The sequence below is a fragment of the Labrys sp. Lb11 genome, from assembly GCF_057554225.1.
On sequence record NZ_BAAJOT010000004.1, the window covers coordinates 1 to 14,948 of the forward strand.

Sequence of the window (14,948 nt, forward strand, 5' to 3'; positions counted from 1 at the left end):
GGCGCGGCGCCGTGCAGGCCGGGCCGGGTGCGGCCGGCGACGGCGGGCGGCGCGGCATGGCCGAGGGCCTCGATGCGCGCGTCGATCGGCGCCAGGCACTGCTCCTCGAGATCCCGGCGGACCAGCTCGACCAGTTCGCGCGGGTCGAGCTCGACGTCGGCGGCGAAGCGGAAGTCGCGGCCGCGCCGGTAGAGCCATTGCAGGCAGCGGTCGAGGTCGCTGGCGAAGGCGTCGCGCAGGTCCTGCAGGATGTCGGCGTCGTCGACGCCGCCGCGCGGCACGGCGGCATGGCCGATGCGCAGCTCGTTCAGGCCGAAGGGATTGCGGCGGGGGGTGAAGGGCAGCATGGCGCCTCGCGAGGCTGCGGGGTGGCGGGCGTCCGGCCGACACGACCGGACGGGCGGAACACGCCGGAGCCGGCGCGCGCCGGCTTCGGGCGTTTCGATAATTTCTGATTTTCAGAAAAAAACCAAGAGCGAGGGAGCACAAAATTTCTGTAATACGAAAAATCATCCGAGATGCGGCTATCTGGCCGCCGCCACCGGACACCCCGTCCGCCGTTTGTTGATGTCGATGGCAACCGTGGTGACGCGGCCTGCCGGCACCGGACGATACGCTCCCACCTGGCAGGCGACCCGCCCAGCTACCCCTGGGCGGGTCGCTTTGCCGTGGAGGGGCCCATCTCGACCTCCATCGCCGATCGCCTCGCGCAGGAGATCAGCATCGCAGCTCTTCTCCAGGGACACGCGCAGGTTCATCATGAGCCCGGTCATCGCCCGGACCGTCGATGACCGCTCGCTTCGCCGCCGGGCGCTGCCATGCGGCGGGACAGGACCTGGAGACGCGGACGATGCGCTACCTGGCTGAAGAGGATGTCCGGGCCGTCCTGGGCTGGGACCCGCTGATATCAGCCATGGAGTCGGCGCTTGCCGCCTTTTCCGCCGGCCGCGTGCTGCAGCCCCTGCGCAGCGTGCTGACGATCGAGGAGGACAGGCGCTATCTCGGCATCATGCCGGCCGTCGAGCCGGACGTGATGGGTCTCAAGCTCGTCAGCTTCTACCCCCGCAATGCCGGCACGGGCATCCCCACCCACCTCGCCATGATCCTGCTGCTCGACACCGGCACCGGCGAACCGCTGGCCGTCATGGACGGCCGCCTGATCACCGAGATGCGGACGGCGGCCGTCTCGGCGGCCGTGACCAGATATCTGGCCGCGCCGGACAGCCGCATCCTGGCGCTGCTCGGCAGCGGCGTGCAGGCGGGCGCCCATCTCGAGGCCCTGTCGCGGGTTCGCCGCTTCGGCCAGGTGCGGGTCTGGAGCCCGAACAGCGCGCATGCGAAACACTTTGCCGAACGGCACGACGCGCAGGCGGCGCCGGATGCCGAGGCCGCGGTGCGGGACGCCGATGTCGTGGTCGTGGCCACCGCCGCCCGCGAGGCGGTCTTGCGCGGAGCCTGGCTGAAGCCGGGCGCCCATGTGAACGCGGTCGGCGCCGTCCGCCCGACCTGGCGCGAGCTCGACGACGAGGCGATGACGTCGGGCGCGCTGGTGGTCGACTCGCGCGAGGCCGGCGACGTCATCCTGTCCGGAGCGCCGATCTACGCCGAAGCCGGCGAGATTCTCAGCGGAGCCAGGCCGAGGCCCGCCGGCGCCCGCCTGAGCGTGTTCAAATCGGTCGGCCTTGCCGTGGAGGACATTGCGGCTGCCAGGCTGGTGCACGAGGCGACCGCGCGGCGATTATAAGGATTCGTCCGGGAATTCGATGCTTCAATTGATCGTGGCGCTTGTGCCTCCGTGAGGCGCGTATCGGATTGCATAATGACCTTACGCAAGGCATATGGTCCAGCCCTAACTCAGCTACGAGACATGGTTATGGCGACGATTATCGGCACGTTCGGCAACGACACGATTACCGGCACTTACGAGGACGACTATCTGTGGAGCCTGGGCGGCAACGACACGATTCGAGGCGGCTACGGCAATGACGACGTCTGGGGAGACGACGGCCGGGACATTTTGTACGGTGAATCGGGCAACGACAGCTTGGATGGCGGCGACGGCAATGATCTGATCGATGGCGGCGGCGGCGACGATAACCTGAACGGCGGCGGGGGGGCCGACAGGCTTCTCGGCGGCGACGGCGACGACACGATCAGGGTCTGGAGCGGCGAGTTGACCGGTGACGCGATCGACGGCGGCAGCGGCATCGATATATTTACGACATCTTTCCTTGACCGTGCCACGGGCGTCACCTTCGCGGCAGCCGATCCGGCCGCCAAAGTCTCGATCCTCGGGATCGCGACTCTGGTCAATGTCGAACGATACGGCATCGGCGGCAGCCACTTCGCCGATCGGATCACCGGCCATGCCCTCGATGATGGGCTCTTTGGCCACGAAGGCAACGATGTCCTCCATGGCGGCGGCGGCAACGATACGATCCACGGCGGCTCGGGGGACGACCGGCTCTTCGGCGACGCCGGCGACGATGTGATCTACGGCAACGATTATGAGTGGCCTTTCGGGGACGACGGGATCGACCGGATCGATGCCGGCAGCGGCAACGATCGCGTGCTCATCGGCCGCGGCGACATTGCCCATGGCGGCACTGGCATCGATACGCTGGTCCTGAATTTTAGCGCCAGCACGGTCGGCGAGGTCCTCGTCTTTAACACGGCGCAGATCACACTCAGCGGCGGTGGCAGCGCCGACGGCTTCGAAAACCTTGAGTTCAGCGGCGGCTCCCGAGCCGACCGCATCACCGGCGCGGCTCGGTCCGACACCCTTGAGGGTGGCGATGGCAATGACGTGCTGGTCGGCGGCGGCGGCGACGATACCCTGGCGGGCGGCGACGGCAATGACCGGCTGCGGGGCGGCGCGGGCAACGACAAGATCGAGGACGATGCCGGCGCCGACAAGATCTATGGCGACTCGGGCGACGACATCGTCACCCTCTCGAACTTCGACACCGATGCCGATCTGTTCGACGGCGGCACGGGTGTAGATACGCTCGCTGTGCCGGAGGGCTCGATCCGGCTCGACCTCACCAACCAGGCCAACAATGACGGCATGCTGCTGCACGACATCGTGCAAAATATCGAAGTCATCCAGGCAGGTGACGCAGACGACATGATCATCGGCGACGCATCTGCCAACACCTTCTTTGGCGGCGGATCGAACGATGTGCTCGACGGTGGGGCCGGCGACGACATCCTGGGCGGCGGCGAGGGCGCCGACAGGCTCACCGGCGGCCTGGGCAAGGACATCTTCGCCTTCGACGGCTTCGGCTCGCTCTGGGCCGGCGACACCATCACCGACTTCAGGCACGGCGACGACCGCCTGCGGATCACGTTGAACGCGTTCGGCCTTGCCGACGCCGCCGACTTCCGGTTGGAGACCGGCACGGCCAACACCGCCAGGACCAATGCTGCGACTTTCGTCTTCGAAACCGACACCCATCGGCTCTGGTTCGACGCCGACGGCGCCGGCAATGACGGCCCGACGCTGATCGCAACACTCAACAACGTCGCGAGCCTCGCCGCCGGCGATTTCCTGCTCGTCTGAACGGCGGCGCGGCGTCGAAGTCACGGGCGAGGTGGAATGCCTCGGAGACACGCCCGCTCGGCCTCGGCCGGGCGGGCGTTTGCATGTCCGCGGCTGTCGCGGAAGGGGGCACCAACGGGTGCTATGCGCTGAGGATCGACGGATGCTTCACTATGAATTTCTTTGGTACCCCCGCAATTGTAAGATTACATGTAATATTACACACAATATTGTCGTTAAGCATTACAGTATAAATCGATATTATTGATTAAATTTGCATGCATGTGGGAAATATGTTACGTCGATCAAAATCGAACGCTACGCAATCCATCGAATCGCAGCAGGACACGGACATGGCTAAGAGAGTCGGCACTCCCGGCAACGACACGATCATCGGCACCATCAATTTCGACGAATTATACGGGCTGGCCGGCAACGACACCCTTCGAGGCGGCTATGGCAACGACGATCTCTATGGCGATGCCGGCAGCGACCACCTCTACGGCGACGCCGGTCGTGACAGCCTGTATGGCGGCGATGGCAACGACATCCTCGACGGCGGGAGCGGCGAGGATTTCCTCTCCGGCGGCCTTGGGGCCGACCGCATCAGCGGCGGCGCCGGCGATGACCTTATCTCCGGCCTTGCCGGGCTCGAAGGGGACACTATCGACGGCGGCAGCGGCATTGACACGCTTCGCGTCTATTTCTCCAGCAGCTCGCGGGGCGTCACCTTCGTCGCGGGCGATCCGCTGACGACCGTCTCGCTGCCCGGCGGCGCGACCATCAGGAACGTCGAGCGGTATGAACTGAGCGGCAGCGAGTTCAGCGACCGGTTCACGGGGCATGCATTCGATGACGCCCTTTCCGGCTGGGGAGGCAATGACATCATCCATGCCGGCGGCGGCAATGACCTTGTCGACGGCGGCAGCGGCAACGACCGGCTCTTCGGCGAGGACGGCTCGGACAAGCTCTACGGCGGCGACGGCAACGACGCGCTTGTGGGTGGGCTCGGCGCCGATACGCTCTACGGCGACGAGGGCTCCGATGTTCTTGACGGCGGCGCGGGAGACGACCGGCTCTATGCCTATACCAATTGGGACTTCCAGGGTTTGGGGGACACGGCGGTCGACAGAATATCCGGCGGCAGCGGCGACGACGCCGTGTTCATCGGGCGCGGCGACATTGCCAGTGGCGGTGCCGGCATCGATACACTGCACCTCGAATTCGCGGGTAGCCTCGTCCAGGAGAGAATCACCTTCAGCACCGGCCTGTTTGATCTCAGCAGCGGCCATGCCGACGGCTTCGAGAAACTGGTTTTCCACGGTGGCTCCGGCTCCGATCGCGTCACGGGAGGCGCCCTCTCCGACACGCTCCACGGGAACGCGGGCAACGACGTGATGATCGGGGGCGGCGGCAATGACTTCCTGATCGGGGGGACCGGCAATGACACATTGCGCGGCGGCTCCGGCGACGACGTATTGCACGATGAGGCCGGCGCCGACAGGCTCTATGGCGATGCCGGCAACGATACCATTTACATCGACCCGTCTTACCAGGAGGCCGATCTCTATGATGGCGGCACAGGCATAGACACGCTCCGCGTCTACGGTTTCGCGGGACGAGGACACGGGTTCAAGCTCGACCTCGCCGATCAGGCCGGCAATGACGGCCTCCTGCTGCACGACACCGTGGTGAATTTCGAGATCATTCACGGGGGCGAAGGCGACGATATCATCCTCGGCGACGCCAGCGCCAATACGTTCCGCGGTGGCGACTCCGACGACGTGCTCGACGGCAGGGCGGGCGACGATGTCCTGCGTGGCGAGGCCGGCTCCGACACGCTCACCGGCGGTCTCGGCCGGGACGTGTTCGACTTCTCTTGCCCGATCGATTTTGACTGGGGCTTCCCTCCCACCGCTCCCAACCGAGGCGTCGACACGATCACCGACTTCAAGCGCGGCGAGGACCATCTGCAGATCACGCTCAGCGAGTTCGGCCTTGCCGGCGCCGCCGACTTCCGGCTGGAGAACGGCCTGACCAACGTCGCCAAGACCCACGCCGCGACCTTCGTCTTCGAGACCGACAGCCGTCAGCTCTGGTTCGACGCGGACGGCGCCGGCGGCAATTCCGAGCCGGTCCTGATCGCGTTCCTCAAGGGCGTCTCCAGCCTGGCGGCCGGCGACTTCCTGCTCGTCTGAAAGCCCGGCTCGACAATCGGCGGCTGGGGATCGCCTCGGCAGCCTCAACAGTGCGGGCAGGTTCACGAGAACCTGCTTGGGGATGCCCGTCGATCCGGCAGGCGCTGCTCGTCGCCAGCATCGGGGATACCGGCCCGATGCGGCGACGCGCCGGGCGGCGAAAAGACCGAGCGAGCCGAGCCGCCGACTTTCGAGACAGCCCCTGAAGCTGCTTCGCCCGGCCCTCGCGGCCGGGCGCTTCAGGGCCGCGCCAGCTCGCGCAACGTCATCCGCCGGAAGGCCTCGACCACCGCGTCGCCCTCGCGGCGGTCGAGCGAGATCGCCAGCCGCATCGCGGCCTCGCCGAGTTGCCAGATCAGCAGCGCCGCGGCGGCGAGCCGCTCGGACGGGACGTCCGGATGGACCCGCGCCATGGCCTCGGCCAGCAGCGCGGCATTGGCCCGGCTTTCGGCGAGCTCGATCGCCATCAGCGCCTTGTCCGCCTGCATGCCCGACCAGATGTCCCGCATCACCGGCTCGGCCAGGAACAAGCCGTAATACTGGTCGAGCAGGCCGGAGAAGGCGGCGCACAGGCTCTCGGCGTCGCGCACTGGCGCCAGCGCCTCGGCGATGCAGCTGCGGCTCGCCGCGTGATAGCGCTCGGCCAGGCTGCGGACGAGCGCGCCCTTGTCCGGAAAATACTGGTAGAGCGAGCCGATCGAGATCCCCGCCAGCTCCGCCACCTCGCTCATGCGCAGGAGGTCGCTGCCCTTCTCCGCGATCAGGCCCGAGGCCACGGCAAGGATGCGCTCCAGCCGCTCGCGGCTGCGCTGCTGTGCCGGCGCGCGGCGCGGCGCGGCCGCCGGCGTCTCGGCGCCACGGTCTCGGGCATCGGCCAATACGGGTTCTCCTGGTCCTGACATCCGCTCTTGACGATCTGAATATGAGAGTTTATCACATTTAAGAATGTGAGTATTGCTCATGTTAATCGATGGAGGCGGCAATGGCAAATCGCACTCCGCGGATCGGCCCGGTCCTCGTGCGCGGCGGCACCGGCAAGACCGGCCGGCGGGTGGCGGAGCGGCTGCGGCAGGTCGGGTACGCGGTCCGGATCGGCTCGCGCGGCGGCGCACCGCGCTTCGACCGGGACGACCGGACGAGCCGGGGGCCGGCCTTGCGCGGCGCGACGGCGGCCTGTGTCGCCTTCCAGCCGGATCTGGCCGTGCCGGGAGCGGCGGCGACGGTCGGCGCCCCCTCCGACTATGTCTCCCGCACCGCGGCCACCGGCATCTGGAGCCCCCGCCATGCTTGAGCGCAGCATTCCCGTCCTGCTCGTGGCCGCCGCCGTCGGCAGCGGCCTCGTCGCCGGCATCTTCTTCGCCTTCTCCACCTTCGTGATGGCGGCGCTCGGCCGCCTGCCGCCGGAGCAGGGCGTCGCCGCCATGCAGTCGATCAATGTCACCGTGCTCAACCCGGCCTTCCTGACCGCCTTTCTCGGCACCGGCATCCTCGCCCTGGCGCTGGCGGCCGGCAGCGTCTGGTGGGGCCCGGGCAGCGGCCTGCTCGTCGTCACCGCCGGCCTGCTCTACCTCGTCGGCTGCGTCGGCGTGACCATGGCCTGCAACGTGCCCCTGAACGACGCGCTGGCCGCGGTCCGGCCCGGCACGCCGGAAGCCGCCTCGCTGTGGGCCCGCTATCTCGCCGACTGGACGCTGTGGAACCATGTCCGCACGGTGGCGCCGCTGCTGTCGGCGGTGCTGTACATCCTCGCCGTGATGTGAGGACCGTGCCCGGCCGGCAACGGCTCCCACCGGCAGCGGCAGCCCGCGCCACCGGGAGACTTGACGTTGCCGCTCCGGCTGCCGATGAAGCGCGGGCGCCGGGGGAACGGGATGAGCATCGGGCTGATCGCATTGCTGGACGACGTCGCGGCCATCGCCAAGGTCGCGGCCGCCTCGCTCGACGACGTCGCCGGCCAGGCGGCCAAGGCCGGCGCCAAGGCGGCTGGCGTGGTCATCGACGATGCGGCGGTCACGCCGCGCTACGTCGTCGGCTTCGCCGCCGCGCGCGAGCTGCCGATCGTCGGCAAGATCGCCCTGGGGTCGCTGCGCAACAAGCTCCTGTTCCTGCTGCCGGCCGCGCTGGTGCTCAGCCTGTTCGCCCCCTGGAGCATCACGCCGCTCCTGATGATCGGCGGCGCCTATCTCAGCTACGAGGGCGCCGAAAAGGTCTACGAGGCGCTGGTCCCGCATGAGGCGCATGCGCACGAGGCCGGCCTCGGCGCCGCGGCGGTCGACGCCAAGACTCTCGAGGACGCGAAGGTGGCGAGCGCCGTCAAGACCGACTTCATCCTCTCCGCCGAGATCATGGCGATCACCCTCGCCGCCCTGCCCGAGGGCGGCCTGTGGCAGAAGGCCCTTGTGCTGGCCCTCGTCGGGATCGGCATCACCGTCGCGGTCTACGGTGTCGTCGGCCTGATCGTGAAGGGGGACGACGCCGGCGTGGCGCTCGCCCGCAGCACCTCCGCCTCGCTCGCCGGCCGGCTGTCGCGCGGCATCGGCCGGGGGCTGGTGTTGGGCATGCCGGTCCTCCTGAGGATCCTGGCCGTCGTCGGCACCGCGGCGATGGTCTGGGTCGGCGGCGGCATCATCCTGCACGGGCTGGAGGGCTACGGCCTGTCCGGCCTCGCCCATGCCATCGAGGCTGCCGCCGAAGCGGCGGCCCATGTCCTCGCCCCGGCGGCCGGCCTCGCCCGCTGGCTGGTGACCGCCGCCGGCGCCGGCCTGTTCGGCCTCGCGGTCGGCGCCGTCCTCATCCCGGTGACCGGTCTCGTCCTGGCGCCGGCCCGGGCCTGGCTGAAGCGCCTGCGCGGCTGACCGCGCCTACGGGCGCGGCGGCGCCGGCTGGTGGGTGTAGAGCGCGGCCGAGCGGTCGAGGTGCCTGAGCATGGCCAGTTCGGCCGCGTCGGGGTCGTGCCGGGCGATGTCGCCGATGATCTCGTTGTGCTCGGACAGGGTGAGCTTCTCCTTGCCGGTCCAGATCAGGAGGTCGGTGTGGTACTGCTTGAGCCAGCCCAGCATCGCCTCGCTCACCGCCGCATAGATCGGGTTGCGGGAGATCGCCGCGATCTGGGCGTGGAACTGCATGTCGGCGGCGATGAAGGCCTCGGCGTCGCCGAGATGGCCGCGCTGGCGCTCCAGCGTCTCGCGCAGCCGGGCGATGTCGGCGTCGCTCGCCCGGAGCGCGGCCTCGCGCACCATCTCCCGCTCGAAGAAGCGCCGGGCCTGCTTGAGGTGGCCGAGCGAGTCCGGCGAGGTCGACAGCATGATCTGGGCCGCGATGTCGACCTGCTGCACGATCGACCGGGCCGTGAGCTGGCGCACCCGGGCCCGCTCGCCGTGGGAGATGGTCAGGAGCCCGATATTGCTCAGGGCCTGCATGGCCTCGCGGATGGCCGGCCGGCCGACGCCGAAACGCTCCATGAGGTCGCGCTCGGAGGGCATAGCGTCACCGGGCTGGAGCTCGCCGCCGGCGATCATCGCCTTGAGGCGGTCGAACACCTCGTCCGACAGCTTCCGGCGAATGATGTGCTCGTTGGTGAGGGACATGGGCGAACGTCCAGGCAGGTGACGCGGCCCGATCCTTAGCAGCAGGATCGGCCGCCGCGAGGATGGCATTGCCGCCGTCGCACAGGCAAATGCGAATTCCGGTTTGATTTTCGCAATGCAAACGTATACTCATCATACCAGTTGCACGTCAACAGGCCTGACCGTCCCGCGCATGTCCAGCTCCACCATCCGGCTGACCTATCGGATCGAGACCGCCGGCGACGTGGCCGCGCTCGCCGCCAAGATCGCCAGCGACCAGTCGACAGGCACCTTCGTCGCCCTGCCCGGCGAGACGCCCGAGCTCAAGGCGCGCGTCGCCGCCCGCGTCGTGGCGCTGCGGCCGCTGGAACCGGCGCCCGTGCCGTCCTTCCCGCAGGCCGGGCCGGGTCCCTTCCACCGGGCCGACGCCGACATCGAGTTCCCGATCGAGGCGGTCGGCACCGATCTCGCCGCGCTGATGACCATCGCCGTCGGCGGGGTCTATTCGATCCGCGGCTTCTCCGGCATCCGCATCGTCGACATGCGGCTGCCGCCGGAGTTCCGCGACGCCTGGCCCGGGCCGCAGTTCGGCGTCGCCGGCAGCCGCGCCCTGACCGGCGTCCGCGGCCGGCCGATCATCGGCTCGATCGTCAAGCCGGCCCTCGGCCTGCGCCCGCCCGAGACCGCCGCGATGGTGCGCGAGCTGGTCGCGGCCGGCGTCGACTTCATCAAGGACGACGAGAAGCTGATGAGCCCGGCCTATTCCAGCCTGGCCGACCGGGTGAAGGCGATCATGCCGATCATCCTCGACCGCGAGCAGAAGACCGGCGCCAAGGTGATGTACGCCTTCGGCATCTCGCATGCCGATCCCGACGTGATGATGCGCAATCACGACCTCGTCGCCGAGGCGGGCGGCAATTGCGCGGTGATCAACATCAACTCGATCGGCTTCGGCGGCATGGCCTTCCTGCGCCGGCGCTCGCGCCTCGCCCTGCACGCCCATCGCAACGGCTGGGACATCCTGACCCGCCACCCCGGCCTCGGCATGGACTTCTCGGTCTACCAGCAGTTCTGGCGGCTGCTCGGCGTCGACCAGTTCCAGATCAACGGCATCGGCGCCAAGTACTGGGAGAGCGACGAGTCCTTCCTGCGCTCCTTCGCGGCCGTGACCGCGCCGCTGTTCTCGCCGGACGACCGCGCCCTGCCCGTGGTCTGCTCCGGGCAATGGGGCGGCCAGGCGCCGGCCACCTATGCCCGCACCGGCAGGACGCAGGATCTGCTCTACCTGTGCGGCGGCGGCGTCGTCAGCCATCCCGGCGGCCCGGCCGCCGGCGTCCGGGCGGTCCGCCAGGCTTGGGAGGCCGCGGTCGCCGGCATCCCCCTCGAAGCCTATGCGCGCGAGCATCCGGAGCTGGCCCAGTCGCTGGCGAAGTTCGGCGGAGGAGCGGGCGATGCCTGACCAGGAACGGACGGGCGACCTGCTGATCTCCTACTACGGCGACGACCTCACCGGCTCCACCGACGCCATGGAGGCGCTGGCCTCGCGCGGCGTGCCCACGGTGCTGTTCACGCGCCGGCCGAGCGAGGCGCAGCGCCGGCGCTTCGCCGACTGCCGCGCCGTCGGCCTCGCCGGTACCAGCCGCAGCCGGACGCCGGCCTGGATGGACGAGCACCTGACGCCGGCCTTCGCCTGGCTGCGTGGGCTCGGCGCCGCCATCTGCCACTACAAGGTCTGCTCCACCTTCGATTCCAGCCCGACCGTCGGCAGCATCGGCCGGGCCATCGACATCGGCCGTGGCGTCTTCGGCCAGGCCCGGGTGCCGCTGCTGGTCGGCACGCCGCAGCTCGGGCGCTACACCGCCTTCGGCCATCTCTTCGCCGCCTATCGCGGCGAGGTCCACCGCATCGACCGCCACCCGGTGATGAGCCGCCATCCTGTCACGCCGATGGCGGAGGCGGATCTGCGGCTGCACCTGAAGGCGCAGACCGCCACTCCGGTCGGGCTGGTCGACCTCGCCATGCTGCAGGCCGCCGACATCGACGGCGCGGTCGACCGCGTGCTGGCGGGCGAAGCCGGGATCGTGCTGTTCGACGTCGCCGACGCGGCGACGCAGGCCGCCGCCGGCCGCCAGATCTGGCGCATTCGCGGCCAGGACGGCCCGTTCGTCGTCGGCGCCTCCGGCGTCGAATATGCCCTGCTCACCGAATGGCAACGGAGCGGACTGGTGCCGGGCCGGGCCGAATTCGCGCCGCCGGGCGCGGTCGAGCGCATCGCCGTCGTCTCCGGCAGTTGCTCGCCGACCACCGAGCGCCAGATCCGCCATGCCCTGGCCGACGGCTTCGAAGGCATCGCCCTCGACCCGCGCCGGCTGGCCGGCGGCGACGAGGCGCATCGGGCCACGGCGGTCGAGCAGGGCCTCGCCATCCTCGCCGCCGGCCGCAGCCCCATCCTCTACACCGCCCTCGGCCCCGAGACCGACCTCGGCGCCGACCTGGACCGGGCGGAGGGCGCGCGCCACGCCATCGGCGCCGGCCTCGGCCTGATCCAGCGGGCCCTGGTCGAGCGAGGCGGCCTGAGACGGGTGGTGATCGCCGGCGGCGACACCTCCAGCCATGCGCTGGCCGAGCTCGACGTCGTCGCCCTCACCACCCGCCTGCCCCTGCCCCAGACCCCCGGCTCGCCGCTGTGCACCGCCCATGGCGACCGCCCGGCCGTCGACGGCCTGGAGATCGCCCTCAAGGGCGGCCAGATCGGCGGCGACGACTATTTCAGCCGGATCCGGGCGGGACGGGCCTGAAAGCCCAGCCTCACTCCAGCGGCCGGATCCGCCCCTCGCCTACCTCCATCAGCTGCGCCCGGCCGCGGATCGCTTCGAAGGCGGCGGGGTCGGCGCCGGTGAGCCAGACCTGGGCGCCGAAGCCGTCGAGCCGGTCGTAGAGCGCGGCGCGGCGCACCGGGTCGAGATGGGCCGCCACCTCGTCGAGCAGGATGATCGGCGTCTGCCCGGCGAGGCGCGCCACCAGCCGGGCATGGGCCAGAACCAGGCCGAGCAGCAGCGCCTTCTGCTCGCCGGTGGAGGCGCGGTCGGCGGCGAGGCCCTTGGGGCCGTGCACCACCATCAGGTCGGTGAGGTGCGGCCCCTCCAGCGTGCGGCCGGCGGCGCGGTCGCGGGGGCGGGCCTCGCGCAGGGCCCTGCGGTAGCGCTCCTCCACCGCCAGCGCCGGCTCCTCCAGAACGGCGTTCTCCAGCGCCCCGTCCAGCGCCAGCCGGGCATAGGGAAAGGGCGAGGCCGGATCGATCTCCTCCTCGATCAGCCCGGCGAGACGGCGCACCGTGTCGGCGCGCGCCGCGGCGACGGCGATGGCGAGATCCGCCACCTCATGCTCGGCGGCGTCGAGCCAGCGCGTGTCGCCGGAGCGCTCCTCCAGGAGGCGGTTGCGGCTGCGCAGCGCCCGCTCCAGCGCGTTGACGCGGCTGCCGTGGCCGGCGTCGACCGCCAGCACCAGCCGGTCGAGGAAGCGGCGGCGCTCGCCGGCCGAGCCGGCGAACAGCCCGTCCATGGCCGGCGTCAGCCAGACGACACGCAGATGGTCGGCGAAGGCGGCGGCGGACGAGGCCGGCTGGCGGTCGATCCGGCACTTGCGCGGCCCCGGCTCGGGGCCTCCTTCCAGCCCGGTGCCCAGATGCACCGGCCCAAGCGCGCCGTCAGCCTCCACCGCCACGGCGAAGGAGCCGTCGCCGGCCTCGCTGGCCATGTCGGCAAGGTCGGCCCGGCGCAGGCCGCGCCCCGGGGTGAGCAGCGACAGGGCCTCCAGCACGTTGGTCTTGCCCGCGCCGTTCGGCCCGGTGAGCGCCACCAGCCGCGTCGAGACGGCAAGGTCGAGCGCCTGGTAGGAGCGGAAGCGCGTCAGGATCAGGCGCGTGATGCAGGCAGCTCGGCTCATGGGCGAGGACATCGGTCCTGAAGCGTGGTCGGCGGCCAAGGCCTCGAGACGCGGCGTCGGCCACCGCTCTCCGGGCCGGACCCGTGTCGGCTCACACGTCGTTCGCGAGACATCAGGCGCGACGCCGGCCGATCCCCTCCCCCTCGCGGGGAGGGGAGGGGGTGGGGGTCCTTCAGGATAGGGCGTACCTCGTTCTCCACGGCCCCCACCCTTTATCCCTCCCCGCAAGCGGGAGGGAAGACCCATCCGCCCCGCCTCGGCTTGTCTCCGCTCGTCTCGCCCGGCCCTCAAGATGCGCCCCTCTCCGGCCGGGAGGGAGGGTCCGGACGCTCTCTCGGTCGCCGACGCGAATGCCTCGTGCCGTCCGGCCTCACACCCGCATCGGCATCAGGACATAGAGCGCCGCGGCGCCCTCGCGGTCCTGCACCAGGGTCGGCGAGCCCGGGTCGGCGAATTTCAGCAGGGCGGTGTCGCCGTCGAGCTGCGCCGCGATGTCGAGGAGATAGCGCGAGTTGAAGCCGATATCGAGCGGCTCGGCGTCGTAGTCGACCTCGATCTCCTCGGTCGCGCTGCCGGAATCCGGATTGACCACCGTCAGCACCAGCCGCCGCTCCGACAGGGAGAGCTTCACCGCGCGCCCACGCTCGGAGGAGATGGTGGAGACGCGATCGACGGCGGCGGCGAAATCGCCGCGCTCGACCGTCAGGCGCTTGTCGTTGCCGACCGGGATGACCCGGGCATAGTCCGGGAAGGTGCCGTCGATCAGCTTGGAGGTCAGCACCACGGGCCCGACGGTGAAGCGCACCTTGGCCGAGGACAGCTCCACCGAGATCATCGCTTCGGGATCCTCGATGAGCTTGAGGATCTCGCCCACCGCCTTGCGCGGCAGGATCACGCCCGGCATGCCGGCGGAACCGGCCGGCGCCGGCAGTTCCACCCGCGCCAGCCGGTGGCCGTCGGTGGCCACGGCGCGCAGGCGGCTCTCGCCCTCCACCTCCAGCGTGTGCAGGTAGATGCCGTTGAGATAGTAGCGCGTCTCCTCGGTGGAGATGGCGAACTGGGTCTTTTCGATCAGCTTCTGCAGGTCGGCGGCCTTGAGCTCGAAGCGGTGCGGGAACTCGCCGGCGGCGAGATCCGGAAAATCCGACGGCGGCAGGGTCTGCAACGTGAAGCGCGAGCGCCCGGAACGGACGACGAGCTGCGTCGCCTCGCCGCCGCCCTCGAGCGACACCTGCGCGCCGTCGGGCAGCTTGCGGACGATGTCGTAGAGCGTGTGCGCCGGCACGGTGGTGGCGCCGGCCATGGCGACGTCGCCGGGCGAGGACTCGACGATCTCCAGGTCGAGGTCGGTCGCCTTCAGCCGGAGCGCGGCATCCTCGGCCACCAGCAGCACGTTGGACAGGATCGGAATGGTGTTGCGCCGCTCGACGACGCGATGGACATGGCCCAGCGTCTTCAAGAGAGCCGTCCGTTCGAGCGTGACCTTCATGGAGAGCGTCCCGGATAGAGAGTGCGGCCGCGCGGCGTCGGACGCACGACCGGAACAAAGGGGCACGACCATGCCGTTCCGATGCGCGAAAGGCAAGCGGCAGCTTGCCGTCCAAGGCATTGATCGAGCGGCACCTCACCGCTTGATCTTGCTCGAAAATGCGCCGATGCTCGGTTCTTTCCCGTTCGGCAGCGATGCCGGGCGCGGAT

Annotated in this window: 13 protein-coding genes; 8 read left to right on the forward strand and 5 right to left on the reverse strand. The window is 69.8% G+C overall.

Features of this window, described 5'->3' with window-relative positions:
- Positions 1-347: hypothetical protein (locus tag AC27L4_RS14520; protein WP_487142944.1), on the reverse strand; the 347-nt coding region annotated here is incomplete at its 3' end.
- Positions 348-787: 440 nt separating this feature from the next.
- On the opposite strand from AC27L4_RS14520, the gene AC27L4_RS14525 reads away from it, so the two are divergent.
- The 3 genes from AC27L4_RS14525 (at position 788) to AC27L4_RS14535 (ending at position 5,739) form a co-directional block, all read left to right on the forward strand.
- Entirely contained in the window at positions 788-1,744 is a 957-nt protein-coding gene (locus AC27L4_RS14525; RefSeq protein ID WP_487142945.1) for an ornithine cyclodeaminase family protein, read from the forward strand.
- Between the two features lie 75 nt (positions 1,745-1,819).
- On the forward strand, positions 1,820-3,562 hold the full coding sequence (locus tag AC27L4_RS14530; RefSeq protein WP_487142946.1) for a calcium-binding protein: 1,743 nt from the start codon (positions 1,820-1,822) through the stop codon (positions 3,560-3,562).
- A 332-nt stretch (positions 3,563-3,894) separates the two neighbouring features.
- A complete protein-coding gene (locus AC27L4_RS14535) occupies positions 3,895-5,739 on the forward strand; it encodes a calcium-binding protein (RefSeq protein WP_487142947.1) in 1,845 nt (614 codons plus the stop codon).
- Between the two features lie 239 nt (positions 5,740-5,978).
- Here the strand turns inward: AC27L4_RS14535 and AC27L4_RS14540 are convergent, their stop codons facing one another.
- The gene (locus AC27L4_RS14540; protein WP_487142948.1) at positions 5,979-6,617 is read right to left on the reverse strand and encodes a TetR/AcrR family transcriptional regulator; all 639 of its coding nucleotides are present in this window, start codon (positions 6,615-6,617) and stop codon (positions 5,979-5,981) included.
- Between the two features lie 104 nt (positions 6,618-6,721).
- On the opposite strand from AC27L4_RS14540, the gene AC27L4_RS14545 reads away from it, so the two are divergent.
- From AC27L4_RS14545 to AC27L4_RS14555, 3 genes are all read left to right on the forward strand, one after another.
- The gene (locus AC27L4_RS14545; RefSeq protein WP_487142949.1) at positions 6,722-7,030 is read left to right on the forward strand and encodes a hypothetical protein; all 309 of its coding nucleotides are present in this window, start codon (positions 6,722-6,724) and stop codon (positions 7,028-7,030) included.
- On the forward strand, positions 7,023-7,499 hold the full coding sequence (locus tag AC27L4_RS14550; RefSeq protein ID WP_487142950.1) for an anthrone oxygenase family protein: 477 nt from the start codon (positions 7,023-7,025) through the stop codon (positions 7,497-7,499). The genes AC27L4_RS14545 and AC27L4_RS14550 overlap by 8 nt, the downstream gene beginning before the upstream one ends.
- Before the next feature lie 111 nt (positions 7,500-7,610).
- On the forward strand, positions 7,611-8,594 hold the full coding sequence (locus tag AC27L4_RS14555) for a DUF808 domain-containing protein (protein WP_487142951.1): 984 nt from the start codon (positions 7,611-7,613) through the stop codon (positions 8,592-8,594).
- Positions 8,595-8,600: 6 nt separating this feature from the next.
- Here AC27L4_RS14555 and AC27L4_RS14560 read toward each other — a convergent pair whose 3' ends face one another.
- Positions 8,601-9,326 (reverse strand): transcriptional regulator NanR, encoded by a 726-nt coding sequence (locus AC27L4_RS14560; RefSeq protein WP_487142952.1) that lies wholly within the window; start codon positions 9,324-9,326, stop codon positions 8,601-8,603.
- A 172-nt stretch (positions 9,327-9,498) separates the two neighbouring features.
- Here AC27L4_RS14560 and oiaX point away from each other — a divergent pair, with 172 nt between their 5' ends.
- Positions 9,499-10,764 (forward strand): 3-oxo-isoapionate-4-phosphate decarboxylase OiaX, encoded by a 1,266-nt coding sequence (oiaX, locus tag AC27L4_RS14565; protein WP_487142953.1) that lies wholly within the window; start codon positions 9,499-9,501, stop codon positions 10,762-10,764.
- Positions 10,757-12,103, forward strand: coding sequence for a four-carbon acid sugar kinase family protein (locus tag AC27L4_RS14570; RefSeq protein WP_487142954.1), 1,347 nt, complete (start codon positions 10,757-10,759; stop codon positions 12,101-12,103). Before oiaX ends, AC27L4_RS14570 begins: the two co-directional genes overlap by 8 nt.
- 10 nt (positions 12,104-12,113) lie before the next feature.
- Here the strand turns inward: AC27L4_RS14570 and recF are convergent, their stop codons facing one another.
- The gene (gene recF, locus AC27L4_RS14575; protein WP_487142955.1) at positions 12,114-13,250 is read right to left on the reverse strand and encodes a DNA replication/repair protein RecF; all 1,137 of its coding nucleotides are present in this window, start codon (positions 13,248-13,250) and stop codon (positions 12,114-12,116) included.
- 370 nt (positions 13,251-13,620) lie between these two features.
- A complete protein-coding gene (gene dnaN, locus AC27L4_RS14580) occupies positions 13,621-14,739 on the reverse strand; it encodes a DNA polymerase III subunit beta (protein WP_487142956.1) in 1,119 nt (372 codons plus the stop codon).
- Positions 14,740-14,948: the final 209 nt, after the last annotated feature.

Coding starts and splice junctions, on each gene's coding strand:
- AC27L4_RS14570 (WP_487142954.1), top strand. CDS start 10,757: ATGCCTGACCAGGAACGGACGGGCGACCTGCTGATCTCCTACTACGGC.
- recF (WP_487142955.1), bottom strand. CDS start 13,250: ATGAGCCGAGCTGCCTGCATCACGCGCCTGATCCTGACGCGCTTCCGC.
- AC27L4_RS14550 (WP_487142950.1), top strand. CDS start 7,023: ATGCTTGAGCGCAGCATTCCCGTCCTGCTCGTGGCCGCCGCCGTCGGC.
- oiaX (WP_487142953.1), top strand. CDS start 9,499: ATGTCCAGCTCCACCATCCGGCTGACCTATCGGATCGAGACCGCCGGC.
- AC27L4_RS14560 (WP_487142952.1), bottom strand. CDS start 9,326: ATGTCCCTCACCAACGAGCACATCATTCGCCGGAAGCTGTCGGACGAG.
- AC27L4_RS14555 (WP_487142951.1), top strand. CDS start 7,611: ATGAGCATCGGGCTGATCGCATTGCTGGACGACGTCGCGGCCATCGCC.
- dnaN (WP_487142956.1), bottom strand. CDS start 14,739: ATGAAGGTCACGCTCGAACGGACGGCTCTCTTGAAGACGCTGGGCCAT.
- AC27L4_RS14545 (WP_487142949.1), top strand. CDS start 6,722: ATGGCAAATCGCACTCCGCGGATCGGCCCGGTCCTCGTGCGCGGCGGC.
- AC27L4_RS14525 (WP_487142945.1), top strand. CDS start 788: ATGACCGCTCGCTTCGCCGCCGGGCGCTGCCATGCGGCGGGACAGGAC.
- AC27L4_RS14530 (WP_487142946.1), top strand. CDS start 1,820: ATGACCTTACGCAAGGCATATGGTCCAGCCCTAACTCAGCTACGAGAC.
- AC27L4_RS14535 (WP_487142947.1), top strand. CDS start 3,895: ATGGCTAAGAGAGTCGGCACTCCCGGCAACGACACGATCATCGGCACC.